The organism is Hyphobacterium sp. CCMP332 (genome assembly GCA_014323545.1).
Lineage (GTDB): Bacteria > Bacteroidota > Bacteroidia > Cytophagales > CCMP332 > CCMP332.
The window spans coordinates 3,172,336-3,198,574 of sequence record CP058647.1 but is presented as its reverse complement, the minus strand read 5'-3'; the positions used below and the strand labels follow the sequence as shown (position 1 = coordinate 3,198,574).

The window sequence follows — 26,239 nt, the reverse complement described above, 5'->3', positions numbered from 1 at the left end:
CACAGTAATTTATGAAAGTATCAATCGGTGACAAGGCACCTCAGTTTGAAGGAATAGATCAGAATGGTGATCCAATAAAATTAAGCGATTTCAAAGGCAAAAAAGTAGTACTTTACTTTTATCCAAAAGATAATACGCCTGGATGCACCGCTGAATCCTGTAATTTGAGAGATCACAATGACGATTTCCAATCCAAAGGCTATCAGATCATCGGAATAAGTTCAGACAGCCCTAAATCACATCTAAAATTTATAGACAAATACGACCTCCCCTTTCCTCTCATCGCCGATGAGGACAAAACAATTCATGAACAGTTTGGCACATGGGTTGAAAAATCGATGTATGGAAGAAAATACATGGGAACGCAGCGCTCAACATTTGTAATTGATGAAAATGGTGTGATTGAGGATATTATCGAGAAAGTAAAAACTAAAGATCATACGGCTCAGATTTTAAAATAAGTCTTATAAAGCTATTTTTGAAGGATGGAGAAATTTGTCATTTTTTTCATCCTTTTTTTTTCTCAGCTCCCTTCATTTTCTCAAAATCTAGAATGGATAGGCCAAATTGGAAGCAGTAATAATCCCAATTCATCTGCCAGAATCAACTCTATTGAATCCAATGACTCTTTAATTTTCATTTCTGGTTTCACAAGTCGGATTGCAGATCTTGATCCGGGTGCATCAATATATCTGGGTGATACAAATACATTTAAAACCCCCACAGTCATTGGCTTTGTCACTAGTTTTGATAATTCAGGTGAATTTAAATATTCAGTAAGATTCAATGTCACAAGAGAATTCCACATGTCTATTGACGATTCCTCGAATCTATTTGTAGCCTCAGTAATTAGCGATTGGCCATTTATTTCTGATCCAGTCGATACTGTGTTATGTATTGTGGAACATAGTGCCGGAATTGATTCAATTAGTAATATATGCACAGGTCAGTGTGGGGATTTCCTGCAGTTATTAAAATTTGATCAAAATGGTAATTTGATCTATAATGCAGAAATAGGAAATAATGCCCCCCATACTTATTTTCAGATATACTCTTTAAAAAATACTCGGGATAATGGTTCTATTATATATGGTTCCTTTAGTGGAACAATTGACTTTGATCCAGGTAATGGAATAAATTTATCAACCGGTTCAGGGAATTTTTTCCTGCTGAAACTAGACAATAATGGTGATTTTGTTTGGTTTAAAAAGTTTCCTCTTGGTATGAGAACTTTGGGCTTAATGGATCACTTGGATGATAGGATTGCTATTGACAATGACAATAATATTGTGATTGGAGGATTTTTTGAAGATTCAATTGATACCGATCCCGGTCCGGGCGTAAATTATCTCTTTGCAAGAGGACAGTACAATGCTTTTTTAATTAAGCTGGATTCGATTGGGAATTTTATTTGGTCAGTAAATAATGGAACTCTTCCGCAAAGTGGTTGGGGAACAATAGCAGATAATCATGCGGTAAATATTGATGATGAAGACAATATTATTGCTTCAGGGGTTTTTTACGGTGAAACAGATTTTGACCCAGGACCGGATTCTGCAATACACATCAGCGAAGGACAAGAAGATGTTTATATTTCAAAATATACTCCAAATGGAGAGCTAATATGGGTTAACACATATGGAGGATCTGGTTATGACAAGCCATATGATATTGATATTGATCATCAGGGTAGTATATACTCAACAGGGGTTATTTATTCTGATTCCCTCGACTTTGACCCCGGTATTAATTCAGTCCCTTTTTACAGTAATTCACAAGGGGATGCCTACATCGTAAAATACACAGCGCGAGGCAATTTAGATTGGGTTCACAAAATAGGTTCTCCTTTAGAAAGAGAAATCGGGACCTCAGTAAAAATACATAACTCTGATCTCTGGATTGCCGGATTATTCAATGACAATATCAATTTCAACTTTATTGGAGGTAACCCTCAAATATTAGATCCATCATTAGGTCGAACATATATTGCAAAATACAGCGATATAATTAGTTCGATTAATCAAGTTGTAATAGATCAAAATTTCAGTCTTTACCCAAACCCTTCCAATGGAAAGGTTTATTTTAAAAATTCGAATAGTAACAAGATAGTTGAGATCACCATTCATGACTTAAATGGTCAAATAAAATATCATCAAAAAATGGATCAGGGAAAAATCAAAAGTATGAACCTACAAATAAATCCCGGACTCTACATTGCGAAAATTTTATTCGATTCCGAAGTCACAATAGCCAAGAAACTACTAATTAGATAGAATTGATTAAATTCTCCCATTTCAATATTAGATCGCAGACAAATGATTCGAAATTAAACTTGTATTTATAAAATCATGGAAACTATATTTTTTTAGCTTTGTTCGATGAACCCAAAGAGCAAAGAAGAAATTACTCAAATACAGGACCTTGCTTCCCAAATTAGAAGAGACATAATAAGAATGACGCATGGCGCACAATCGGGTCATCCGGGTGGATCACTTGGCTGTGCTGATTTTTTTGCGGTTATGTACAGTTCTGTGATGAATTATAACAAAGAGTCATTCAATATGGATGGCAAAGGAGAAGACATGTTCTTTTTATCCAATGGACATATTTCACCGGTCTGGTACAGCACAATGGCTCATTGTACAGCTTATTTCTCAAAAAGTGAGTTAGCTACATTTCGAAAAATCAATTCCCGATTGCAGGGTCATCCTGCTACTGAAGAAGGTTTGCCGGGCATCAGAATTGCTTCGGGTTCTCTGGGTCAGGGATTGTCGGTTTCCGTTGGAGCCGCGCTTTCAAAAAAGCTGAATGGAGATAAACACTATGTTTATACCCTAATGGGAGATGGGGAACAGCAGGAAGGCCAAATATGGGAAGCTGTTATGTTTGCGGCCCATAATAAACTGGATAATCTTATCGCCTTTATAGACTGGAACAACCGTCAGATCGATGGGGATGTCAATGATATAATGGGGCTGACCGATCTGGATGAAAAATACAAATCCTTTGCCTGGGAAGTAATCACTTGTAATGGTAACGATATCGAAGAATTACTGAATGGTATTAAAAAAGCTCAGGATTTATCCGGAAAAGGAAAACCTGTGGTGGTTATGATGAAAACAGAAATGGGCCAGGGCGTTGATTTTATGATGGGAACTCATAAATGGCACGGCGTCGCACCAAATGATAAACAAATGGACATTGCTCTATCACAATTAAATGAGACCTTAGGCGATTATTAATGAGGCTTATAGCTTTTCTTCTGGTAATATTTTTTGCTTTTACCGATAATTTCGGACAAAGAATACAAGAAGAGCCTCCTAAAACTACCAGAATACTATTTTTACTGGATGCCTCGGGTTCAATGCTCGCCAGATGGCAGGGCGAATATCGCATCGATATTGCCAAAAGGGTTTTAGGCGAAATGGTTACAGAACTCGATGGCAAACCAAGATTGGAAACCGCCTTGAGAGTGTATGGCCATCAATACCCCAAAGCCGAGCAAAATTGCAGAGATACAAGACTTGAAGCACCTTTTGCTGCCGATAATTCAAAAACAATCAAAGAAAAATTGATAAGGGTAAAACCAAAAGGCACGACTCCGCTGGCATTTTCTCTTGAGCAATGCGGAAATGATTTTCCAAATGACCCCAACTCGAGAAATATTATCATCATTATAACAGACGGTATTGAATCCTGTGAAGGCGATCCTTGTGCTATCTCACTGATGCTGCAGAGAAAAAATATATTTCTAAAACCATTTATAATTGGAATAGGCATTGCCGAAGACTATACCAAGGATTTTGCCTGTCTGGGTAAATTTTTAAATGCGCAGGATCCCGACAAATTCAAAAAAATACTACATACAGCCATAGATCAAAGCATTTTACCTACTTCTGTCAAGGTGGAAATTCTGGATCAATCCAATCGACCTACGGAAACTAATTTGCCCGTAAGCTTTATTAATAATTTCATTCAAACTCCTACCAAGCAATTCGTTCATCTTTTAAAGAATGGTCAGGCGGAAGCCATAGACATTGATCCTGTTTTGAGCTATGACCTTAGAATTGAAACCATCCCACCCGTTATTAAAAAAGATATAAATATTATCGGCGGAAAAGAGAATATCATTCAGGTTAAGGCACCAACCGGAAATCTTAAAATAAATTTTAAAGGTTTCAATGCCTATAAAAATCTGAAGGCTCTCGTCAAGAAAGCAGGGAGTTCAGAAATATTGAATATTCAAGATGTAAAAAAAGAAGAACGGTATTTAATCGGAAAGTACGATGTGGAAGTACTGACAACGCCTCATGTGAAATTCAGTAATGTGTCCATTCAAAATAAAAAAATCAAGACTTTAAATATTGCAGCACCGGGAATTCTTACGATCATTGACGGAGGTAAGGGCTTTGGCGCCATTTATGAAATGAGCCGCGATGGCAGCGAAGAATGGGTCATGGATATTGATCGCCAGGGAAGTTATAATTTGCAACCGGGTGTTTACAAATTGGTCTTCAGACCTGAAAATGCAATCAGTCAGAAATTTTCAGTTACAAAAACCTTTAAAATCACACCTCAGGGTGCCACACAAATCAGATTATATTGATGAAAAAATATGTTTCAACAGGCGATAAGGACACGCGTTCCGGCTTCGGAGCGGGGTTGACCGAATTGGGTAAAACTAATAAAGACATTGTCGCCTTATGCGCGGACCTTACCGGTTCATTAAAAATGAATGAATTTCAGGCAAATCATCCGGATCGTTTTTTTCAGGCCGGTATTTCTGAAGCCAATATGATTGGCATGGCGGCGGGTTTGGCCATTGGAGGCAAAATTCCTTTTACCGGAACATTCGCTAATTTTTCAACAGGAAGAGTGTATGATCAGATTAGACAGTCCGTTGCCTATTCCGATAAAAATGTAAAAATCTGTGCTTCGCATGCCGGCCTGACCCTTGGTGAAGACGGGGCCACCCATCAAATGCTCGAAGATTTGGGAATGATGAAAATGCTTCCAAACATGACCGTAATTAATCCATGCGATTATAACCAAACAAAACTGGCTACTATTGCAATTGCAGATCATCATGGGCCAGTTTATTTGCGTTTTGGAAGACCAAAAGTTGCCAACTTCACGCCTGAAAATGCCGATTTTAAAATTGGTAAGGGTATTCTACTCAATGAAGGGAAAGATTTAACGATTATTGCAACAGGACATTTGGTTTGGGATTCCATTCAAGCTGCCGAAAAACTTGAATCCGAGGGCTTTTCAGTAGAATTGATAAATATTCATACCATCAAACCATTGGATGAGGAAATTATTCTTAATTCAGCTAAGAAAACCAATCTTGTACTAACAGCGGAAGAACATCAGCAAAACGGAGGACTGGGAGAAAGTATAGCTTCTCTCCTTTCCAGAAAATTTCCTTGTAAAATGGATATGGTTGCCGTACAGGATTCATTTGGTGAATCCGGGAAACCAGCAGAGTTGATGAAAAAATATAATCTGGATTCTACGGACATCTATGGAAAGGCCAAATCTCTCTTGCAATAGTCAATTTTCAAACGAAGCATTTAAATTTCTGTTAATCGCTAATGCAGGCTTTAACTATTCTTATTCTGATCATTGATTTTAATTTAAATACAGACCTTAGTAAATGGAACATCGTCAACGATGTGGTCATGGGTGGGCAATCCAGGAGTCAGATAGAATTGACTGAAGATGGACATGCCAGGTTTTCAGGACATGTTTCACTTGAAAACAATGGGGGTTTTGCTTCCGTGCGCTATCGCTTTGATCCACTTAGCATAGAGGGAAAGAAATTCGTAAAGATTTTATGTAAAGGCGATGGAAGCAAATTCCAGTTTCGTTTAAAGCGAAGTAGCAATGAAGAACATTCCTATAAAAGCGAATTTAAAACTAGTTCCAAATGGGAAACCATAAAAATCCGGCTTAACAGTATGGAACCTACTTATCGGGGTAGAAAACCGGATCTTCCCAATTATGAAGCTGACAATTTAGAAGAGATCTCAATACTAATTGCCAATGCCAAAGAGCAGGATTTTGAAATTCTTATTGATAAAATCTGGATAGAATAACAGGTGTTTAGACTTAATTTTAAGCATTACTTATTTATTTAATAATTCTACTGAAATAAATGCAATCAATTTTTAAACTATTTAAATGGCTTATGTTAACATTGATTTTTTTGATTTTGCTTATTGTAGTGATTGCGTTTTTCTACATGAAGAAAGACACTTTTGGCAAACTACCAAGCGGTGAGCGATTGAACATCATTAAAAATTCCCCGAATTATAAAAATGGTTCATTTCAAAATTTAAGCCCAACACCCGATTTAGCGGAGGGCCATAATTATGCTTCAGTGACTTATGAATTCCTCTTTAAGGGATCTAATCGAAAAAAACCAAAGCAGAAAATCCCATCAATTAAAACCGACCTCAAGCGACTGCCTTTAGAATCGAATGTTCTTATTTGGTTTGGCCACTCATCCTATTTCATGCAAATAGATGGCATAAAGTATTTGGTTGATCCGGTATTTAGTGGCAATGCCTCGCCCATACCTGGTTCTGCAAGCTCATTTGATGGCACTGACATATATACCGTTGATGATTTACCTCAAATTGATTATTTGATCATCTCCCACGACCATTACGATCATGTGGATTACAAAACGCTCAAAAATTTAAAGGACAAAGCCCAAAAAGTAATATGCGGATTAGGGGTTGGGGCGCATTTGGAACATTGGGGTTTTGATCTTGGAAAGATTATTGAGAAAGACTGGAATGAACATATAAAACTGAATGACAGTACTGACATTTATACAACACCAGCAAGGCATTTTTCCGGCAGAGGATTAAGCAGAAATAAATCTCTATGGATGTCCTACGTATTAAAAACACCTTCTTTAAAAATCTATATCGGGGGTGATAGCGGCTATGATAAGCACTATAAAGAGATAGGTGAAAAATTCGGTCCTATTGATGTCGCAATAATTGAAAATGGTCAATACGATTCGGCCTGGAAATACATTCACAATTTACCCCATGAGGTATTAATGGCTACCGAGGATTTAAATTCGAAAAGACTGTTTCCCGTGCATTCTTCAAAATTTGTGTTGGCCAATCATTCATGGGATGAGCCATTAGTTAAAGTGTCTGAATACAATAAGGACTATGGTTTTCAATTGATCACACCGATCATTGGTGAAATAGTAAAACTTAATGATTCTTCTCAAACCTTTAGACAATGGTGGACAGAAATAGAATAATATCAAATAAAAAAGCCTGCACATTAGCACAGGCTCCAATTTAATTCATCTCTTAACTCTCATCTGACATCTGACTTCTCTCATCTTACATCTCTTATCTATCATCTGTTACCTCATTTCCTCTTTCCAGTTTTCATCTCTTCCCGGTGTATAAGGCACTTTCTTTTCATCCATCTTATTTTCGAGATCCTTAATTGCCTTAACAGCTTCATCCAATTTAGCTTTTACCGGAGGGTAAAGCTCTTTTGCAATCTTTAATTGCTCTCTAGCAGTGCCCGTTGGTTCTGTGGTATTGTACCAGGTATTATAATAAGCAAAACCGACTCTCCCATTGATTCCGGGTTTTGTTTCAAACTCTCTGCTTGAAAGTGTCCTGTCACCATTTAAAGCAAGGTTTACATCGTATAATTTGTCTTCAATTGATTTTACTTCTGGCATCCATTCTACCGGCGTACTGTGGTAAACCTGAATCGCTTTTTTGATGTACTTGAGACGGTTTTCACTTTCATCCAAAAGCTTGTTGCTTCCATCAACAGATCGGCTAAATTCAGCCACATCGTTTTGGAATGCCAGAACAGCACTTCGGTCTTTAGCCAATAAAGTTTGATTGTTTAAAGGCTTTATAGAAAACTCGACTGCATCATGAATTTTTGTGATATTACCGTTTATACTCTGATGTATTTCAACCGTATATTTTCCGGGTAATACATATTGTCCTTCAGCGGGATAGCTGTAACGGCCCGGTTCGGGACTGCTGAGCTTTATCGGTTCTGTAGGAGCATATCTTAAATTCCATGCCAGCCTGTTGATGCCTTTAGAAGGACTTTGCTCTAGTTTTCGAACCGGATTACCATCCATATCGCGAATCACAAATAATAAATAGGGCTTTTCTTCCCTGTCTTCTTTCCGCAAATCCTCAAGATCGGGGTAATAAACATCCCCGTTATTTTTCTTGATCTCTTTTTCTTTTTCTTTTCGTTTTTCTTCTATGGTTTGCGTTTTATCCTTTAAATAATAAGTGAATATGGCTCCAAAGGGCGGGTTATCGGCGGTAAACAAGGATTCACCTTGAGAAGATTTTCCTCTTCCTCCCATTGGATTGCTTTCTTCGTAAAGCAGTGCTTCTTTAATCGGAAAAATATGAGCCTCTTTGTTGAGCAATTCGCTGCTGACTGTTCTCAATGGTGTATAATCGTCCAAAATGTAAAAGCTTCTCCCAAAACTTGCCAATGCAAGATCATTCTCTCTTTTCTGAATTGCTATGTCGCGAATGGCTATGGTTGGCAATCCACTTTTTAATTGAGTCCAGTTGGCTCCCCCGTCGTTGGTAAAAAACAAACCGAATTCTGTACCGGCAAATAAGAGATCCTTGTTGACATGGTCTTCAGCGATGGCATAAACCGAACCCCTTTCAGGCAAATTGCCTGCGATCGATCTCCAGGATTTCCCTTTATCTGAACTTTTTAACAGATATGGTTTAAAGTCTCCATTTTTGTGATTATTGAAAGCCGCATAAACTACATTTTCATTGTGTGATGAGGCAATTAACATATTGACATAGGTTCTTGCAGGTACTCCCGGAAAAGTTTCTACTTTTGTCCAATTATTGCCCCCATCCTGACTGATGTGAATCAATCCATCATCACTACCAACGTAAAGCAATCCCTCTTTCAAAGGCGATTCATCCAGAGCCACAAGGTTGCCGTAAATTGAAGTCGATTTATTCTTCATTACAGCGTCCACGCCCCATACTCTTCCCATTACCTTGAGCTTGTTGCGATCCAATTCTCGTGTAAGATCAGGACTTATGACTTTCCAGTTGTCTCCCCTATCATCACTTCTGAATAAGACGTTGGCACCAAAATACAAGCGTTTATTGTTATGTGGACTGATTAATAAAGGTGCATCCCAGTTCCATCGATAGGCATCTTCATCTTTACCGGGTTGTGGTTTGATATAAGTCGTTTCACCACTGGAACGGTCGAAACGGTTCAAACTTCCATATTGGGCCTGTCCATATACGATATTTGGGTTTTCAGGGTCGATTTGAGGTTCAAAACCGTCGCCACCATTGGTTATAAACCAATCTGAATTTCTGATTCCGTGAATATTGGTCGTTCGTGAAGGCCCGCCTTGGGTATTGTTATCCTGTGTTCCTCCATAGACATAATAAAACGGTTCTGAGTTATCTACAGCCACTTTGTAAAACTGTGTAATCGGAAGATTTGGTTTATAATGCCAGTCACCGGCTGCATTCCAGGTTTCATAAAGACCGCCGTCACAACCGACACGCCAATGATCTGTATCGTTGGGATTAATCCATATACAATGATTATCAACATGTTTGCTTTTTTCGCCTGTTCTTTGAAAAGTTTTACCCCCGTCTTCGGTATGATGCAACCAGGTATCCAATGAATAAACCAAATCAACATCATTGGGATCACATACGATTTCCTGATAGTAATTCCCACTGGTTTGCCAGTCCGACATTTTAGACCAACTTTCTCCCCTGTCGGTGCTTTTATAAAAACCTCCATTTTCTGTGGCTTTGATAATTGCATAAACAACGTCTGGATTAGCAGGTGAAATGTCCATACCTATTCTACCCAGGTCATTATTTGGGATGCCATTTTCTAGTTTTTTCCAATTGTCTCCTCCATCTGTGCTTTTATAAATCGCCGTTTCAGGGCCACCGTCGATATAAGTCCAAACGTGCCGTCTTCGTTGATGCGCAGTTGCATATAAAAGCTGTGGATCTCTGGGGTCCATGTGAATTTCATTAAATCCGGTATGCTCAGAAACAGCGAGAATTTTCTCCCAATTTTCACCGCCATCTGTACTTTTATAAATTCCCCTGTCACCTCCAGGACTCCACAATGGTCCATAAGCAGCCACATATACTATATTTTCATATTCTGGATGAATTGTGATCATGCCGATATGTTCGGAATTTTTCAAACCCATATTTTTCCATGATTTCCCCCCATCGGTGGATTTATATACACCATCGCCATAGGCGACTGAACGCTGGTTATTGTTTTCACCACTTCCTACCCATATTACATTGGAATTACTCGGTGCTATGGTGACGCATCCAATTGAATACGAACCCTGAGCATCGAAGATTGGATCGAATGTAGTACCTGAATTACTCGTTTTCCAAACACCGCCTGAAGCAATGGCCAGATAATATTCAGAGTAATCATTGGGATTAACAGCAATGTCTGAAATTCTACCCGAAGTCAAAGCCGGCCCTATGCTTCTGAGTTTTAAACCGCTGAATACTGAAGCATCGTATTTGGGTTTTTCTTCGCTGCTCTTTTTTTTCTGTGCAAATGCGAATCCAATTATACATAGTACAAGGAAAATCGATAAGAAAGGTCTTTTCAACATGACATCATAGTTTAGAAGCTACAAATTAGCTCTTCCATATTGAGAATAACAAATGGAATCATACAGTTTAAACCAGATCTTTTCACTTTAAAACTTCAATAAACCCTTTGTAATTAAGCATGTAGTTGTTTAATATAAGGTGGTAAAAATATTGACCAGAAGGAAGATTTTCAGCGCACCATTCATTCTTATAATTTAAAGATCTGTAAACCTCAATTCCATATCGATTGTATATGATGAATTTATTAGAAGTAAAATAATCCAGATTGGGTATTACCAGGCAATCGTTATAAGCATCTCCATTAGGCGTGATGATATTTGGAATGAATAATTCTCCTTCTAATTCAATGCATTTAATATTTGACCTGCTTATTAAATCAAATGAGGTATTTCTGGATTCAATATAAAAACATCTTTTGAAATCCTTTTTTGAGAATAAAACAGATATATTGTTGTCATATCCAATTCTTGCAATTAAATCTTCATCTAAATTCGAATTAAGCTCATAAACCTCATTACTAATTTCATTATTTTCCCAAATGGATAAATTTTCCCAACTCAATTCGATTAGATTATTTTCATCATCAATTTCCAATGAAATGAGAATAGGCTTAACACTATCGGAACTTATACTATTTTCACACTTGTCCAGTAAATTAAATTGAAATGACTCCTCTACTTTAACTAATGCAGTGTCTGTTAAAAACTCAAAAGATTTTGTATCAAAAAAAGATGAAGTATCGAATTTAGAATTCAGTAAGTGTATATTTTTTAACTCTTCATTGAAATCAGAACTTCCCTTCATTTCTAGTGAGGCAAAATCTTCAGAAAAAGTTATAAGATCAAAACTTATAGATGTTATATCTTTTTCAAATTCAAATTCCAGTGTATCACTTATGCAACCATTGGGACTTATCTCTACCACTTTTAGACTTGCCTGATCAATATCTTCCCAATTTATTACTACACTAAGTCCATCATTTTCTATGATTTCTCCTCCTGTAATTGACCAATTAAATCGACTGAATCCATTACCAACAATATTATAAAACCTAGAATCTTTTGTACTGTGGCAAATCAATTTTTCATAATCGTCAATTTCACTCTTTGGATTAAGTGAAGAAATAACAAATGTATCACGAATTAAACAACCTAAACCATCCAATCCTTCCAAAACAATTAGGGTAGATACAGTATCTGTTAAAATCAAGGAATCGGTGTTTGAAGCAAAAAGAGTTCCATTTTTATACCAATTAACATTGGTAAGTGTATCTGGCTGAATCAAGAGAAATGAATCTTCTTTACATTTTCCCAGATAGAAAAACTCACTTTCACGGCCTCCAATATTAATTTTAAATGTATCCAAATGAAGGCAGCCATATTTATCTGTTCCTTTTAATACAATGGGGCTTTGTTTTTCATGATTAAAAATAAAGGTCGAAGAAGTTGACAACAAAGTATCTTGTGAATACCATTTGTAGGAATTATATCCTGGCTTTTGAAGTAATATACTTTCGTTTAAGCAAAGGGATGATTCTGAAAATGAACTAAGATCATAATTTGGATCGTACAAAAGCTTGATCTCACAATCATTTAACCTGCGATTGTATATTCTCAAATCATCCATAGCACCATGATAATATCTTATTGCGTCATTGGTATTAAAAGCCTGACCAATTCGCAAAACTGCATTTATTGGAATCGATTGAAGTGAGCCACCAATTCCGTTATTCCCACTGTTGGCATTTTTAAACTCGCCATTTTCATATATTCTAACCTGGCCATTTTGAAAAGTAGCTGAAATATAAACCCATTGGTCGTACTGATTAAAAGTGGTAGATGCACCTGTATTATTGCCGGAAGAACTTATATTACTGCCATCTGCCAGAACAGCATTGAAATTTTTTAATGACTCAGAAGTGTATCGAAGTGCCAATTCTCCGGTAGTTTTTTTCCCAAAACTCACCCCCGCATATCTATTTATTGAAGGAATCACAGTCTCCGGCTTAAACCATCCGGTTATTGATATTGCAGTTTCAGTGGGAATGTCAATAATATCGCCTACCGAAATATATGCATTTGATCCATTGAATTGCATTGCGGAATTAGCATTTCCAAATCGATCAACGGTTGGAACTACGCCAATATTGGTGCCATTCAAATTATTACCACTTATATCAATTGCATTTCCATTAAAAGGATAATGAATAATGAGACTATCATTGAGATTGACCTGCCCATAAGAATCAAAAATGGATAATAAAAAGAGGCTAAATAGCAATTTTCTCACCTCGCAAAATTAACAAAGAGTAGGCGATTTTTTATAGGGATTTTCGGATTGCCATGGCATAACCCAGATGAAGCCCTTCGTGAACAGGAAGAAAACTCAAGGCATCATCGACACTTTTGAGTTCTACTCCATAACTCGTTATATAATTCTTGAAATACATAAAGCGATCTTCCTTAAAATCCCTTTCTACTGATTCTAATGTGATTTTTGAAATTTCCAAAATGGATTTCACGTTCTCTTCATTGTAGGTTTTAACCGGACGGCTTCCTTTTCTAAATTCATTTAGATATTCCTCATCAACAATTAATGGCAAAGATGATAAACCATAAGTCAGCAATTGTTGGGTCGCGATGGCATGCCCAAAATTCCAGATTATATTATTGCTAAAGCCCTCGGGAATCTTGTTCAATTCTTCATTTGACAGGGAACGAATCAGTTTCTCGAAATTCTCTCTCGTTTGCTTTATAATGTAAAACCGGTAATCAAATATCATTTCAGAAATATTTATTTTTTAATAGCCTTGCAAATACCATTGCCGAATCGGGATTAAATCTAAACCACAATTCTGGTTCTATCAATTCCAATTCCGATAATACAGGGTCATTTTCTTCATTCCATAAAATGTCCACTCGTGCGTAATCCGGAATTACATCTAATACCGAAAGCACATTTTCTCCAAAGTTGATTTCATTTTTATTTGCTGTGTACTCATGCAAAGATCCACCGAAGTCATCCTGTACCCGAAAATCTCCTGCTTTGGCCATTTTTAATATTGCATGTGTAAACTTCCCTCCAAAATACATTAAAGAAACCTCTCCTTTTGTCAAGACCCTTTCTTCAAATTTCTGAAACAGAAAAGCTTCATTTTTTAAAAGCTCTGAAACATGAGAAGACAGTTGATCACTGTTTTGATTATTTACTACATATGTTTCGCGAGCAGCTCCCGAAACACATGGCTTGATAATTGCCTTTTCCCATTTTTTTTCTTTTAGTAAAGTCCTCAAATTTACTTTCGCCCCAACATTTAAAAGTTCACTTTCCGAAATTCTCACTCCCTTTTTTGACAGTTCAAGAAGATACTTTTTATCAAGGTTCCATTTAACTGTTTTAATACTGTTTATAGTCGGAACAGTATTTTCTATCTGGTTTAACCAATTTTGAAATTCATTAAAGCGTTCGAAATAATCCCAGGTGGTTCTGAACATTAAATAATTTGCTTTTTGCCAGTCAGTTTTAGTTTCAGACCAAATGCGTCTTTCAGCACTAATCCCATGATATTGAAGGGCCTTAATCAGTATTTCATCTTCCTGTATAATATTATTTGTGTAGTTATTTATCACCTTAGGTTTAAGGTATCGTTCTTCTGTAAGTAAATAAATATTCTTCTTGGAACCAGCAGGATTATTCATTATTTAAATCTATTCGCTTTAATTAAAATGCTGTCTATCTTTGATGGTGTCTAAATTTACTCAGAAATAAATATTCTTTCCTATAGCAAATGCTGTATCTATGAAATACAGAATACTCTTATTTATATTTACTACTGTATATGCATTTGAGTCATTTGCTCAAACGCTTAAAATCAGAGACGCTTTTGACAAACAGGCCCTGGAATATGTAAGCGTAATCGCTCCTCAATTCGAGTTTATTGGCTATTCCGATGCAAAAGGCAGAGTGGATATTTCCTCTATTACGGGTGCCGACAGTATAATTATACATTTTGTGGGCTATAAGGATTTGCATTTATCCTATGACAGTCTGGATTCTTTAGATTTTAAAATTGAAATGAAGGCAAAGCATTTAGCTTTGGAGGAAATAGTCGTTTCTGCATCGCGATGGCAGGAAAATGCAAGCGATGTTTCGATGAAGGTCACAGGTATTCCACAGCGAAAAATTGCCATTCAAAACCCTCAAACCAGTGCTGATATTGTAGGCTTATCCGGGGAGGTTTATATACAAAAAAGTCAACAGGGTGGCGGAAGCCCAATGATAAGGGGTTTTGCTGCCAACAGGGTTTTAATTGCCGTTGATGGTATCAGAATGAACAATGCCATTTTCAGAAGTGGTAATCTTCAAAACATCATCAATATTGATCCTTTTAACATTTCACAAGCCGAAGTTATTTTTGGGCCCGGTTCTACACTTTTTGGCAGCGATGCCATAGGCGGGGTCATGAATTTTCATACCATTCAGCCTCTCTATTCTAAGGATACGTCCGCGTTTAAAGATGCCAACAGCCTTATTCGCTATTCTTCCGCATCCAATGAAAACACAGCACATCTGGACTTCAGGATGGGAAGTAAAACCTTTGCTTCAGCTACGAGTTTTAGCTTTTCAAGGTTTGGAGATCTTGAAATGGGCTCAAGAGGTCCCGATTTTTATTTGAGAAATGACTATATACAGGAAAGTTTTGCCGAAGATCGAATTATAGAAAATAACAATCCGGAAATACAGTTTGGAACGGGCTATAGCCAATACAATCTCATGCAAAAATTTGGATTTAAGCCAAATGAAAAAATGGATTTAACCTATGCCTTCCAATATTCCGGAACAAGTGATATACCGCGTTATGACCGTCTCACGCAAAGAGATGAAAACGATACGCTGGTTTATGCCCGTTGGGATTATGGCCCGCAAAATTGGATGCTTCATAGCCTGACTGCCAATTTCAATAAAAAAACCACCTTTTACGATGATTTTAGAGCCATATTGGCTTTTCAGCGTTTTGAAGAGAGTCGTGAAACAAGAAGGTTTCGCTCGGGAATTGGTACCGTAAATGCAGAAGCAGTCAATGCCTATTCGGCCAACCTGGATTTCAAAAAACAAGCCGATGCGAATAATGAATTTTTCTATGGCCTCGAAATGCTTTACAATTCGATTACTTCCGAAGCTTCAATCTATCGAAAGGACCCAAATGACAGCAGCAGCATTACAAATAGCACAAGGTATACGGATGGTTCTAATTGGTTGTCGGCCGGTGCCTACCTCAGCGTAAAATCTGAAATTATGGACAATCTTATTTTACACGGAGGATTGCGATTTAATCAAATTGTGTTGAATGCTGATTTTGACTCTGCCAATTTTCTGGTTCCGGTTAGAACTATAAATCTCAATACTTCTGCAATTACGGGAAGTGCGGGTTTGAACTATAAACTTGAAGAAGACCTGATTCTTACACTCAACTTAAGTTCGGGATTTCGCGCCCCGAATATCGATGATATCGCTAAGGTCTTTGATTCCGAACCCGGAGCGGTATTGGTGCCCAACCCGGACTTGAAATCTGAGTACGCCTATAGCGCAGATATTGGATTCAGAAAATACTTTGAAGACGCATTCTTCTTTAAAGCCAATGCTTTTTATACGCTTTTGGAAAATGCGATGGTAAGAAGGGATTATGTGTTTAACGGACAGGACAGCTTGCTTTTTCAGGGTGAATTGAGCAGAGTTCAGTCCATTCAAAATGCTGCTTCTGCCTATGTATATGGATTTCAGATTGGAATGGATATTAATTTTACCTCATGGCTGACGCTAGAGCTAAAATACAATTGGCAAAAAGGCAGGGAAGAACTGGATGATGGAAGTACTTCCAGTATGAGACATGTTGCACCGGAATTTGGGGCGGCACAAATCAATTTAAAGCGCGCAAAATTTGAGGCCCTCGTTTCATTAATTTACAATGGGGAAATTGTTTACAATGACCTGGCTGTAACAGAAAGAGCTAAAGAAAACCTATATACAAAAGATGCCCTGGGAAGACCATTTTCACCATCCTGGTTTACTTTAAATTTAAAAACCGGCTATCATGTCAGCGATCATACTACCATAAGATTCGGTATAGAAAATATAACAGATCAACGTTATCGCCCCTACTCTTCCGGTATTGCCGCAGCGGGGAGGAATTTTATTGGATCACTCGCTGTCAGCTTTTAAGATAAGATTACGGATTACGGATTACGGATTACGAATTACGGCTTACGAAATAAAAATATATTTCTACAACCGATTTAATTAAATTCACACAAAAGCAATTTAAGGTTCATTTCTAAAATTTAAATTAGAAAGATGAAAGGCAATAATTTAATTTTAGATAAAAGCTTTGAATTAGCTATTGAAATAATAAAAGCTTATAAATTTTTATCAGAATCCAAGAAAGAATATGTATTAAGCAAACAACTTCTAAGGTGTGGTACTTCAGTTGGTGCCAATGTTGAAGAATCTGTCGGTGCGCAATCAAAAAAAGACTTTTTAAATAAGATTTCAATTTCTTACAAGGAAGCGAGAGAAACCAAATATTGGATTAGATTATTATTGGTTTCGGAATATCTTAATGCAAAGGGTGCTGAAAATCTATTAATAAGAATTGAGGAAGTATTAAAAATACTAGGTAGCATCCAAAAAACTTTAAAGGCCAGTTTAAATATTCAAAATTAAAAAACTGTGACAATCCCTGAATTCGTAATTCTTAATTTATAACTCGTAATTAATGAAGTGCGCACGAGAGGACTCGAACCTCCACGAGATTGCTCCCACTAGCCCCTCAAGCTAGCGTGTCTACCAATTCCACCACGTGCGCGAAAGAATGGGTTGCAAATCTAAACACAATCTCAATAATACGACTATTATTCCCGCATTTATTGTGGGATCGCATGAATTAGTAAGACCTCAAATCCCGTATCAAGTGCAAGAAAGTGAGGGGATAGACCAACCTTGCACAGATAGATTTGTGTTTTGAGACAGAATTTAATGGAAATCATCTGTCTTTAAATAATTCACCAACATTTCACCCTAGACTAATTGCATTTCACATTCCCAATAATTGGGTCCACCCTTATTTGATTCTTTATTATATGGCGCGGTTCTACTTTTGAATCAACATTAAACAATAAAATCATGAAAGCGATCAAATTAAACTTAATCATCTTTTTACTGGCACTTACAGGAAGTATTACATTGGCTGAAACAAAAGCCAGTCAGGCCATTATTCAACAGTTAACCGAAGATCTTATCAGTGTAAAAGCGGAAGTCTGCAATTCTGATCAGATGAAAGTGGAAATCACGAATAAAGATGGGGATATTGTTTTTTCAGATAAACTCTCCGGTGCTAATGGATTTGCAAGCAAAACTTATGATCTTTCAGAAACACGAGTGGGAGAATACTATATCTCCGTGTATTGCAATGACAAAATAATGGAGACAACAGTAATAGCAGATGGCAAAGTAGCCATTCGCGACAATTTCTATTTTGTACTCAACTAATGGTTCATCACAGTACATCATGGTTTAATCCCGAGTTGAATTTTAGCTCGGGATTTTTTTATACTTATTTGAATTTAAATTTAGATTAATCTAAATTTGCAGCATGGATGGACTCCCATCTTTTATTCTCGACAACCCAAATTTCTGGTTGGTGACAGCCGGAACGGTGCTCTTGAGCATATCTTCAGCATTGGTGGGCACTTTTACCTTTCTGAAAAAAAAATCCCTAATCGGCGATGCTGTGGCGCATTCAGTTTTGCCTGGGATCTGTCTGGCCTTTATAATTTCGGGTAATAAAGATCCACTATGGATTATTATCGGTGCTTTTATCTCCGGATGGATTTCAATACTATCCATTGATTTTATAACCAATAATTCGCGCATAAAAGAAGATACGGCCATTGGACTCGTGCTTTCTGTCTTTTTTGGATTTGGCATTATGCTTCTGGTGGCTATTCAGCATTCGGGCAATCCCAATCAATCGGGGCTCAACAACTTTTTATTTGGCAATGCCGCCTCTCTCATCGGCAAAGACCTCATCACTTTTTCGGCGCTATCCATTCTGCTTGTGATTACAGTCTTTATATTTTATAAAGAATTTAAACTCATGACTTTTGACCGGCAATACGCCAGAACCATAGGCTTGCCTCTTAAATTGATGGAATTTATATTAAGCACCTTAACTGTGCTCGCCATTGTAGCGGGAATTCAGGCCATAGGTGTAGTCCTGATGGCAGCCATGTTAATCACACCTGCTGCGGCGGCTAAATTTTGGACCGACAGGCTTTTTTATATGTTGATTCTGGCAGCCGTATTTGCTTCTCTTTCCAGTTTTGCAGGAGCTGTAATTTCTTTTATGGCACCTGCCATGCCTACGGGGCCATGGATTGTTGTGGTTATTTCCCTTATTGCTATGCTGTCTTTTTTTATTGCCCCCGGCAAAGGCATCATCAACAAATGGTGGCGAAAACGGCAGAATCAGTTAAAAATTCTTGAAGAAAACATATTGAAAACTTTTTATCTCCTTGGTGAATCCGGAGCTGAGGCACAGAAGGGAAGAAGTATTGAGGATTTGAATAGGCGCCGCCCATGGAAAAAAGCTGTGCTAATTAAAGGGCTTTCCAGATTAAAAAATCAAGGATTTTTGGTTTTCAGAAACGGGCACTGGTATCTAACCAAAATTGGATTAAGTAAAGGTCAAAGAGTAGTCCGCCTGCATCGGCTTTGGGAATTGTATTTGACAGAATACCTGAAAATTGCTCCCGATCATGTACATGAAGATGCGGAAACCATTGAGCATGTCATTACGCTAGAATTGGAAAAAAGTATTATGAACAAACTGGGTTTTCCGGAATTGGATCCTCATCAAAGTAAAATCCCTTATACCAACTGATGGATAGTTTTTGGATCATAGCGACCGCATCCCTCGTAGCATTGAGCTGTAGCTTTTTGGGCGTTTGGCTGATACTTCGGAAAATGGCCATGCTTGGCGATGCCATTTCTCATGCCGTTTTACCCGGAATAGTCATTGCCTTTCTTATTTACGGGAGCAGAGATAATAGCATAATGCTTTTGGGAGCAGGAATAATCGGCGTTTTTACCACTTTCCTGATAGAATTTTTTCACAAAAAAGCCGGAGTGCAAAGTGATGCTTCCATTGGCGTAACCTTTACCTGGTTGTTTGCGCTTGGCGTAATTCTCGTCTCTGCCTTGGCTGGGCAGGTTGATCTGGATCAGGAATGTGTGCTTTATGGGGAAATTGCCTATGTTCCCCTGGAAAAGACATATACACTTCTTGGTTATGATATAGGCCCGCATACATTTTGGCTGATGTTTATTGTCTTAATGATCAATATTCTGGTCATAGGCATTTTTTACAAGGAATTTTACCTCACAACATTTGATACCGAATATGCATTTGCCATCGGCATGTCCTCCTGGGTCTGGCATTATGTTTTAATGAGTCTTGTCTCCTTTACAACAGTAGCTTCCTTCGAGTCAGTGGGTGCGATATTGGTTGTGGCATTTATTGTGGCCCCTGCAGCCAGTGCTTATTTGATTTCCAGACAATTAAAACAAATGCTGCTCCTTGCAGCAGTCTTTGGACTAAGTGCATCCGTTTTGGGCTATTATCTGGCCTATTGGATAGACGGTTCAATAGCGGGAGCCATTTCCAGCGTTCTCGGAATACAATTCATATTGGTATTCATAATTCACCTCATTGTGAGAAAAAGCAATGTGAAGAATAGCAATTATTTAGAAAAGGAACTTTTGAGTCAGAAAGCCAATTAATAGAGTAATTTCGCAACAAAAGCGACAATTTTCGTTAAAGGATATACGTACTTTGCAAAAAAACAGATCATGAAAAAGTCATTACTGCTAATAATCCCACTTTTATGGATTGCACAGAGCGCCTTTGTAAGCAGTCCGAATCCAAAATCAGGCATAAAATGGATGAGCTATGAGCAAGTTTTGGAAGCTTCAAAAAAGGAACCAAAAAAAGTTTTTGTCGATGTTTACACCGATTGGTGTGGATGGTGTAAAAGAATGGACCAGACCACTTTTCAGAATGAAAAAGTCATCAATATTCTCAAGGAAGATTATTACGCCGTAAAGCTCGATGCTGAAAGCGATGAGAAATTTGTACAGAATGGCAAGGAAATGACCTATCGGCAATTGGCGCGATCGTATAAAGCCACCGGTTATCCTACTACCGTTTACCTAAATGAAGACCTTTCTGTCATTCAGGCAGTGCCCGGTTATCAAAAAGCGGAAAGTCTTGAAATGATTCTGGCCTATTTCGGAGGCAATCATCACCAGACGACGGCCTGGCCGGAATTCCAAAAACAATATCAAAGCGCCAATTAATTGAGTTCCAATATACCCGAACAAAAAGATTGTATTGTAGCCCCGGCAAGCCCAAAAGGTGTCGGGGCTATTGCGCTTATAAGGCTCAGTGGAAAGGATTCCTTTCGCATTCTCAATAGAATTTTTCAAGGCAAAGACCTGGAGAAAGCCAAATCGCACCGTATTTATTATGGCAGAATAATGGATGGCGCTGAGGAAATCGATGAGGTTTTGGTTTCTGTTTTTAAAGCGCCCCGCTCCTACACCATGGAAGATATTGCTGAAATTTCCACCCATGGCTCGCCTTATATTGTAGACCGTGTCATAAGACTTTTAATTGAAAATGGGGCTCGTTTTGCCAAAGCAGGAGAATTCACGCAAAGAGCATTTTTAAATGGTCGATTTGATCTGGCACAAGCAGAAGCAGTTGCAGATTTGATTGCCTCAGAATCGGAAGCCGAGCATAAAAATGCCATCAATCAAATGCGTGGAGGCTTTTCTCAGGAAATCAAAAAGCTCAGAGAGGAACTCATTCATTTTGCTTCTTTAATAGAACTGGAGCTGGATTTCTCGGAAGAAGATGTTGAATTTGCCGACCGTGAAAAACTCAAAGCACTGGTAGAAAATATTAGAATGGTCGTTACAGAATTGATTCAGTCATTCAAATTCGGAAGTGTATTAAAGGAGGGAATTCCGGTGGCCATTGTTGGAAAGCCCAATGCCGGGAAATCAACTTTGATGAATGCGCTTTTGAAAGAAGAGAAAGCCATAGTCACCGAAATCGCCGGTACCACAAGGGATTATATCGAAGACCATTTTGTATTGGATGGCATCAAATTCAGATTGATTGATACAGCAGGATTGCGCGACACGCAGGATATCATTGAAGCCGCCGGTGTAAAGCGAAGCATTGAACAATTGGAAAAGGCCAAAATCGGCATTTATCTTTTTGATGCAATGGAAACCGGGCCCGGGGAACTCGAAAAAGAATTAAAACCCCTTCATTCACATTGCGAAGCCCTCTTCCCCATTGGCAATAAATCGGATTTGGGTTTGCATTCCGGTTGGACCGGGAAAGAAGAAGACATCCTTTTTATTTCAGCCAAAGGACAGGAAAATTTAAAATTATTCACCGACCTATTAACGAAGGCAGCACTTGAAGGCCTGAGTGGTGACACCAGCACGATAACCAATGCTAGACATTATGAAAGCTTATTAAAATGCCAAAAATCACTGGATGAAGTTTTAGAATCTCTCAGTTCGCAAGTCGCCACCGACCTCATAGCTCAAGACATCCGTTATGCTCTTCACCATTTAGGGGAAATCACGGGGGAGATCACGACCGATGATTTGCTCGAGAACATCTTCTCGAAATTCTGTATCGGAAAATAAAGAATAAACAGTTAACAGCACGTTTGTCTGCTGAAGCTATAGCGAAAGCAGGGAGTGCCTCCCATCTGATTCGTCATTCCAAAATGAGCGAAGGGAATTCTTGGAATTGTAACCTCAACTAAAATTCGGACTGCTTAGAATGATTAAATTTGAGCGAGAATGAGTATATCATATTATGAAAAATAGATTAATGTACAATTTCAATCTTCTTGGGGCTTCTCTTCTAAATCTCTTTTTTCTTTTACATGGCCAATCTCGGGCGCAGGATTTAGAGCTTGTGATTCCGGTGGAACATGAAGCTCCTGTAAACCATTACAGATTTTCTGAAGACGGTAAGCATATACTTTCTGTTGATCGTTCCGGATTGATTGTCCTAAGGGAAAGTCAGACTTTTCGATTCATTAACAGCTATAAGCATCCGCTATTAAATTCTGAAGGAAAAAAAGATTTGGAACGCCAGATAATTGCAGGCTTGAAGGGTAATAAACTATATTCCATCGATGAGGATAAAATAATGATCTGGGATATTGTTTCGGGACAAATCATTTCCAGCTTCAATTTCAGAAACGAAATCAAAAACTTACCTCAATTTCTTGACCCTATTAATCTACATTTTACACAAAACCACTTATACCTATTCCTGGGTGGAGAACGGCCGATATATGATTTCAACGATGATTATTATACAGTCGATGGTCCGCGGCATGTAAGAAAGCGGATTAACGATATGCCGTTTCGATATGGATACGGAAGTATCGATATAATTCACTTTAAAATAAGTTCAGAGGGCATATCAGTAAACTCCAATTTGAAAAAAGAAACTTTTGGTGAACCGGTTTACAATTGTTTTTTTCTGGGTGAACAAATAATGATATTGGATGAGAATGAAGTCTATGATTTTGAAAACAAGAATGTATTGCCTGTGGAATTATATGGACCAATTGATAGCATCCATTATTTTGAGAATAAACTGATAATATTCACAAGCTATGGTGATATAATGCTAGAAACAGGCAAAAAAGACATTAAAATCATTGTAGAGGGTGAAAGTGGAGAAGTCCGGGAATATATTCAGGCAAATTTTCCTGACTATTCTCCGGAAAGCAAAGTTTATCGAACTGATTATGTGGACCTGATAGACAATGATTTTGAAGGCAAAAGGCTTCTGATTTCCAAAGATTCAATCCAGATCTATGTTTTAGATGAAGAAAGGCAGGTTGATAAACTTTTAAATAAAAAGCTTGCAGGTTCACTTCCTTTGGTGAAAACCAGTTGCACCGACAGCACTTTTATCAGGATTCTACAATTAAATGGGAGGTTGGCTTATCAATCATTCAGTCCTTCAGAAATCCCAATATTTAAGTCTTCCGAAATTACAGGAGATTATAAGATAGGCGATCTCTCTTTCCCCTATAACGATGCAACGCTCTATATATCGGATGAGAATTATTTTGAAAAAGAACGGCGCGAAGGCAATACAGTTTTCAGTAACTATTTCCACAACTGGCATGTTTATGAGAATGGGATCATAAAAGACACCCTTCTTGGAAGCACATGGGAGCTGCCGGACTTGATAAATGGAAAGACAAACATCCGATTAAATGGCTATGATGAATACTATGATATTGAAACAAGTGCCTATGAACGTAACAGCAATTATCAACTAGCTTCATTAGATACAAATGGTTTGATTTTAGCCATATACGGCGGTGTGATGATGCTGGTAAGATATGGAGACTTCGAAGATAATTTTGATTTAAAGTTCATACAGAAAAATAATCTTTCAACAGGGAATCAATGCTTTGCACTCTTCAATAATTGGCAAAAATTCGGAGGAATTGTATTAAAAGATAAAGGCTTTTATTCTTTTCAAATTGATCCAAATAAGGGAATCAAAGAGATGAACACATTCAAGTTAAGCAAAGCCCTGAAAGGAGATGTATCATCACTTGAAATTCTTACAGCTGCTAAAGGGCAATATCTGTTTGTGACATACAAGTCGGGCATTACCGATATCTATAAAATCAAAAAATCCAATACTAGTCCGGAATTGAATTATTTTCTCACTCTCACGGCAGACATTGATGACTGGATTATCCATAATGAGACCGGGGTATTTGATGGTAGTGGGTTTGAGAATAATCAATTCTATTTCAGAAAAGGAACCCTCACTATTGGGTTTGACCAGCTCAAAGACAGATTCTATCAACCTGGCTTTGCTCAGCGGATGTTCCAGGGTCAAAAGGTTGACATTAAGACGTCCCTAAATCAAATTAAAATATATCCAAAAATCGATCTGAAGGCCCCTAACAAAAATGATCATAAACTTGGTATATCAATAAGAAATCAAGGTGGAGGCATAGGACCAGTGATCATCAAGGTAAACGGAAAAGAAACAACCAGCGATGCACGTGGATTAGCAAATGCAAGAGAGACTTCCGAAGAGTTTGAAATTCAATATGACATTAAAGATCATCCCTATTTGAAAGAAGGTGTTAACCTTATTGAAGTACAGGCTTATAATTCAGATGAGCATCTCATTAGTCCTGCCAGTAAAGTCTATTATATAAACAGTCGCACAGAGGAATCGCCTAGTCCAAAACTATATGCAATTATAGTTGGTACCTCGGATTACAAAGGCACCAGTTTAGACCTTTCTTATCCAGATAAGGATGCCGAAGCATTTTCTGAAGTTCTGAAACTGGCTTCCGAATCTTATCTAGGTGCTGAAAATACATTTATCCAATTATTAAGCACCGCTGGTGATCTGAAACCAAGTAAGCAGAATATTGGAGAAGCATTCAGAAAGGTTTCATTAACTGCAAAGCCGCAGGATCTTCTTTTACTTTACTTCGCCGGACACGGAACGAATTATGAAGGAGGGTCTGCTGATTTTTACTATATAACCACATCAGCATCGAGCGGAAACATTAGCGACCCTATTGTCAGAGAAAACGTAGCGATTTCGAGTGATGAAATAACAGAATGGGTAAAATCAATCCCGGCATTAAAACAAGTCCTCATTTTCGATGCATGTCATTCAGGTCAGTTTGCTGAAGACCTTATGGGTAAACGCTCTTCAAAGCAAGCAACTGAACTCAGGGCATTGGAAAGAATGAAGGATCGAACAGGAATGTATATACTCTCAGGTTCCGCAGCTGATGCGGTCAGTTATGAAGCGAGTATTTACGGTCAGGGATTGCTTACATATAGCCTATTGTTTGGTATGAAAGGTGGTTCTCTCAGGGATAATAGGTATGTAGACGTATTAAGCCTATTTCAATTTGCTGCCGATAAGGTACCAGATTTGGCCAGAGAAATTGGTGGAATTCAAAAACCGGAAATCCGAATACCATATGGAGGTGAATCTTTCGACTTGGGCATGCTGGAGTCAATAGATCGGGAAAAAATTCAACTTCCCAGTCCAAAGCCAATTTTTATTCGATCTATATTTCAAAACCAACAAACATTTGATGACAATCTTGATCTTTCAGAGGAACTCAACCAGCAGTTAAGAGATATACAAGCAAATGATGAAAGTATCATTTTTGTGGATGTAGCAAGGTTTACTAATGCATATTCTATCCGTGGTGTATACAGCGATAAAAACGGTCAAATTACATTACAAGCCAATCTACTTAAAAACGGTTCTGTTATTTCGAATATCGATCTGACTCACCCTGATAAAGTAGAAATCATTAAAGCACTGAAAAATCTTATTGCTGAAGCCATTTAGTGCTTTACGTAATCCCACAGAAACTTTAAATCACAAC

General features: G+C 37.8%; 19 protein-coding genes and 1 tRNA gene. 15 read left to right on the top strand and 5 right to left on the bottom strand.

Going from position 1 to position 26,239, the window contains the following annotated elements:
* Positions 1-11: 11 nt before the first annotated feature.
* From bcp to HZR84_14070, 7 genes are all read left to right on the top strand, one after another.
* Positions 12-461 (top strand): thioredoxin-dependent thiol peroxidase, encoded by a 450-nt coding sequence (bcp, locus tag HZR84_14100; protein QNL23026.1) that lies wholly within the window; start codon positions 12-14, stop codon positions 459-461.
* Positions 462-485: 24 nt separating this feature from the next.
* Complete coding sequence (locus HZR84_14095) at positions 486-2,273, top strand: T9SS type A sorting domain-containing protein (protein ID QNL23025.1); 1,788 nt, start codon at positions 486-488, stop codon at positions 2,271-2,273.
* A 105-nt stretch (positions 2,274-2,378) separates the two neighbouring features.
* Positions 2,379-3,242 carry a transketolase gene (locus tag HZR84_14090; protein ID QNL23024.1) on the top strand — a complete coding sequence of 288 codons (864 nt, stop codon included), beginning with the start codon at positions 2,379-2,381 and terminating at the stop codon, positions 3,240-3,242.
* Positions 3,242-4,606: a VWA domain-containing protein gene (locus HZR84_14085; protein QNL23023.1), complete on the top strand. Its 1,365-nt coding sequence runs from the start codon at positions 3,242-3,244 to the stop codon at positions 4,604-4,606. Before HZR84_14090 ends, HZR84_14085 begins: the two co-directional genes overlap by 1 nt.
* Positions 4,606-5,553: a transketolase family protein gene (locus HZR84_14080; protein ID QNL23022.1), complete on the top strand. Its 948-nt coding sequence runs from the start codon at positions 4,606-4,608 to the stop codon at positions 5,551-5,553. Before HZR84_14085 ends, HZR84_14080 begins: the two co-directional genes overlap by 1 nt.
* A gap of 41 nt (positions 5,554-5,594) precedes the next feature.
* Complete coding sequence (locus HZR84_14075) at positions 5,595-6,098, top strand: CIA30 family protein (protein QNL23021.1); 504 nt, start codon at positions 5,595-5,597, stop codon at positions 6,096-6,098.
* 92 nt (positions 6,099-6,190) lie between these two features.
* Positions 6,191-7,288, top strand: coding sequence for an MBL fold metallo-hydrolase (locus tag HZR84_14070; GenBank protein QNL23020.1), 1,098 nt, complete (start codon positions 6,191-6,193; stop codon positions 7,286-7,288).
* A 108-nt stretch (positions 7,289-7,396) separates the two neighbouring features.
* On the opposite strand, the gene HZR84_14065 is transcribed toward HZR84_14070, so the two are convergent.
* The 4 genes from HZR84_14065 to HZR84_14050 form a co-directional block, all read right to left on the bottom strand.
* Positions 7,397-10,681: a glycosyl hydrolase gene (locus HZR84_14065; GenBank protein ID QNL23019.1), complete on the bottom strand. Its 3,285-nt coding sequence runs from the start codon at positions 10,679-10,681 to the stop codon at positions 7,397-7,399.
* A gap of 82 nt (positions 10,682-10,763) precedes the next feature.
* Complete coding sequence (locus tag HZR84_14060; GenBank protein QNL23018.1) at positions 10,764-12,971, bottom strand: gliding motility-associated C-terminal domain-containing protein; 2,208 nt, start codon at positions 12,969-12,971, stop codon at positions 10,764-10,766.
* Positions 12,972-13,002: 31 nt separating this feature from the next.
* A complete protein-coding gene (locus HZR84_14055) occupies positions 13,003-13,464 on the bottom strand; it encodes a DinB family protein (protein ID QNL23017.1) in 462 nt (153 codons plus the stop codon).
* Between the two features lies 1 nt (position 13,465).
* Positions 13,466-14,380 carry a hypothetical protein gene (locus HZR84_14050; protein QNL23016.1) on the bottom strand — a complete coding sequence of 305 codons (915 nt, stop codon included), beginning with the start codon at positions 14,378-14,380 and terminating at the stop codon, positions 13,466-13,468.
* Between the two features lie 100 nt (positions 14,381-14,480).
* Here HZR84_14050 and HZR84_14045 point away from each other — a divergent pair, with 100 nt between their 5' ends.
* Both HZR84_14045 and HZR84_14040 read left to right on the top strand, forming a co-directional pair.
* Complete coding sequence (locus HZR84_14045; GenBank protein ID QNL23015.1) at positions 14,481-16,901, top strand: TonB-dependent receptor; 2,421 nt, start codon at positions 14,481-14,483, stop codon at positions 16,899-16,901.
* Between the two features lie 132 nt (positions 16,902-17,033).
* Positions 17,034-17,402: a four helix bundle protein gene (locus HZR84_14040; GenBank protein QNL23014.1), complete on the top strand. Its 369-nt coding sequence runs from the start codon at positions 17,034-17,036 to the stop codon at positions 17,400-17,402.
* A gap of 58 nt (positions 17,403-17,460) precedes the next feature.
* On the opposite strand, the gene HZR84_14035 is transcribed toward HZR84_14040, so the two are convergent.
* Positions 17,461-17,544 (bottom strand) — tRNA-Leu (locus tag HZR84_14035).
* Between the two features lie 317 nt (positions 17,545-17,861).
* Between HZR84_14035 and HZR84_14030 the strand changes: the two genes are divergently transcribed.
* The 6 genes from HZR84_14030 to HZR84_14005 all read left to right on the top strand — a co-directional run bounded on the left by HZR84_14030 (position 17,862) and on the right by HZR84_14005 (position 26,202).
* A complete protein-coding gene (locus tag HZR84_14030; protein ID QNL23013.1) occupies positions 17,862-18,227 on the top strand; it encodes a hypothetical protein in 366 nt (121 codons plus the stop codon).
* Positions 18,228-18,330: 103 nt separating this feature from the next.
* Complete coding sequence (locus tag HZR84_14025; protein ID QNL23012.1) at positions 18,331-19,620, top strand: metal ABC transporter permease; 1,290 nt, start codon at positions 18,331-18,333, stop codon at positions 19,618-19,620.
* On the top strand, positions 19,620-20,519 hold the full coding sequence (locus tag HZR84_14020) for a metal ABC transporter permease (GenBank protein QNL23011.1): 900 nt from the start codon (positions 19,620-19,622) through the stop codon (positions 20,517-20,519). The genes HZR84_14025 and HZR84_14020 overlap by 1 nt, the downstream gene beginning before the upstream one ends.
* 69 nt (positions 20,520-20,588) lie before the next feature.
* Positions 20,589-21,095 (top strand): DUF255 domain-containing protein, encoded by a 507-nt coding sequence (locus tag HZR84_14015; GenBank protein ID QNL23010.1) that lies wholly within the window; start codon positions 20,589-20,591, stop codon positions 21,093-21,095.
* The gene (gene mnmE / locus HZR84_14010) at positions 21,096-22,466 is read left to right on the top strand and encodes a tRNA uridine-5-carboxymethylaminomethyl(34) synthesis GTPase MnmE (GenBank protein ID QNL23009.1); all 1,371 of its coding nucleotides are present in this window, start codon (positions 21,096-21,098) and stop codon (positions 22,464-22,466) included.
* 175 nt (positions 22,467-22,641) lie between these two features.
* Entirely contained in the window at positions 22,642-26,202 is a 3,561-nt protein-coding gene (locus HZR84_14005; GenBank protein ID QNL23008.1) for a caspase family protein, read from the top strand.
* Positions 26,203-26,239: the final 37 nt, after the last annotated feature.

Excerpts from the sequence above, each read along its gene's own strand:
- bcp (QNL23026.1), top strand. The coding sequence starts at position 12 with ATGAAAGTATCAATCGGTGACAAGGCACCTCAGTTTGAAGGAATAGAT.
- HZR84_14095 (QNL23025.1), top strand. The coding sequence starts at position 486 with ATGGAGAAATTTGTCATTTTTTTCATCCTTTTTTTTTCTCAGCTCCCT.
- HZR84_14090 (QNL23024.1), top strand. The coding sequence starts at position 2,379 with ATGAACCCAAAGAGCAAAGAAGAAATTACTCAAATACAGGACCTTGCT.
- HZR84_14085 (QNL23023.1), top strand. The coding sequence starts at position 3,242 with ATGAGGCTTATAGCTTTTCTTCTGGTAATATTTTTTGCTTTTACCGAT.
- HZR84_14080 (QNL23022.1), top strand. The coding sequence starts at position 4,606 with ATGAAAAAATATGTTTCAACAGGCGATAAGGACACGCGTTCCGGCTTC.
- HZR84_14075 (QNL23021.1), top strand. The coding sequence starts at position 5,595 with ATGCAGGCTTTAACTATTCTTATTCTGATCATTGATTTTAATTTAAAT.
- HZR84_14070 (QNL23020.1), top strand. The coding sequence starts at position 6,191 with ATGTTAACATTGATTTTTTTGATTTTGCTTATTGTAGTGATTGCGTTT.
- HZR84_14065 (QNL23019.1), bottom strand. The coding sequence starts at position 10,681 with ATGTTGAAAAGACCTTTCTTATCGATTTTCCTTGTACTATGTATAATT.
- HZR84_14055 (QNL23017.1), bottom strand. The coding sequence starts at position 13,464 with ATGATATTTGATTACCGGTTTTACATTATAAAGCAAACGAGAGAGAAT.
- HZR84_14050 (QNL23016.1), bottom strand. The coding sequence starts at position 14,380 with ATGAATAATCCTGCTGGTTCCAAGAAGAATATTTATTTACTTACAGAA.
- HZR84_14045 (QNL23015.1), top strand. The coding sequence starts at position 14,481 with ATGAAATACAGAATACTCTTATTTATATTTACTACTGTATATGCATTT.
- HZR84_14040 (QNL23014.1), top strand. The coding sequence starts at position 17,034 with ATGAAAGGCAATAATTTAATTTTAGATAAAAGCTTTGAATTAGCTATT.
- HZR84_14030 (QNL23013.1), top strand. The coding sequence starts at position 17,862 with ATGAAAGCGATCAAATTAAACTTAATCATCTTTTTACTGGCACTTACA.
- HZR84_14025 (QNL23012.1), top strand. The coding sequence starts at position 18,331 with ATGGATGGACTCCCATCTTTTATTCTCGACAACCCAAATTTCTGGTTG.
- HZR84_14020 (QNL23011.1), top strand. The coding sequence starts at position 19,620 with ATGGATAGTTTTTGGATCATAGCGACCGCATCCCTCGTAGCATTGAGC.
- HZR84_14015 (QNL23010.1), top strand. The coding sequence starts at position 20,589 with ATGAAAAAGTCATTACTGCTAATAATCCCACTTTTATGGATTGCACAG.
- HZR84_14005 (QNL23008.1), top strand. The coding sequence starts at position 22,642 with ATGAAAAATAGATTAATGTACAATTTCAATCTTCTTGGGGCTTCTCTT.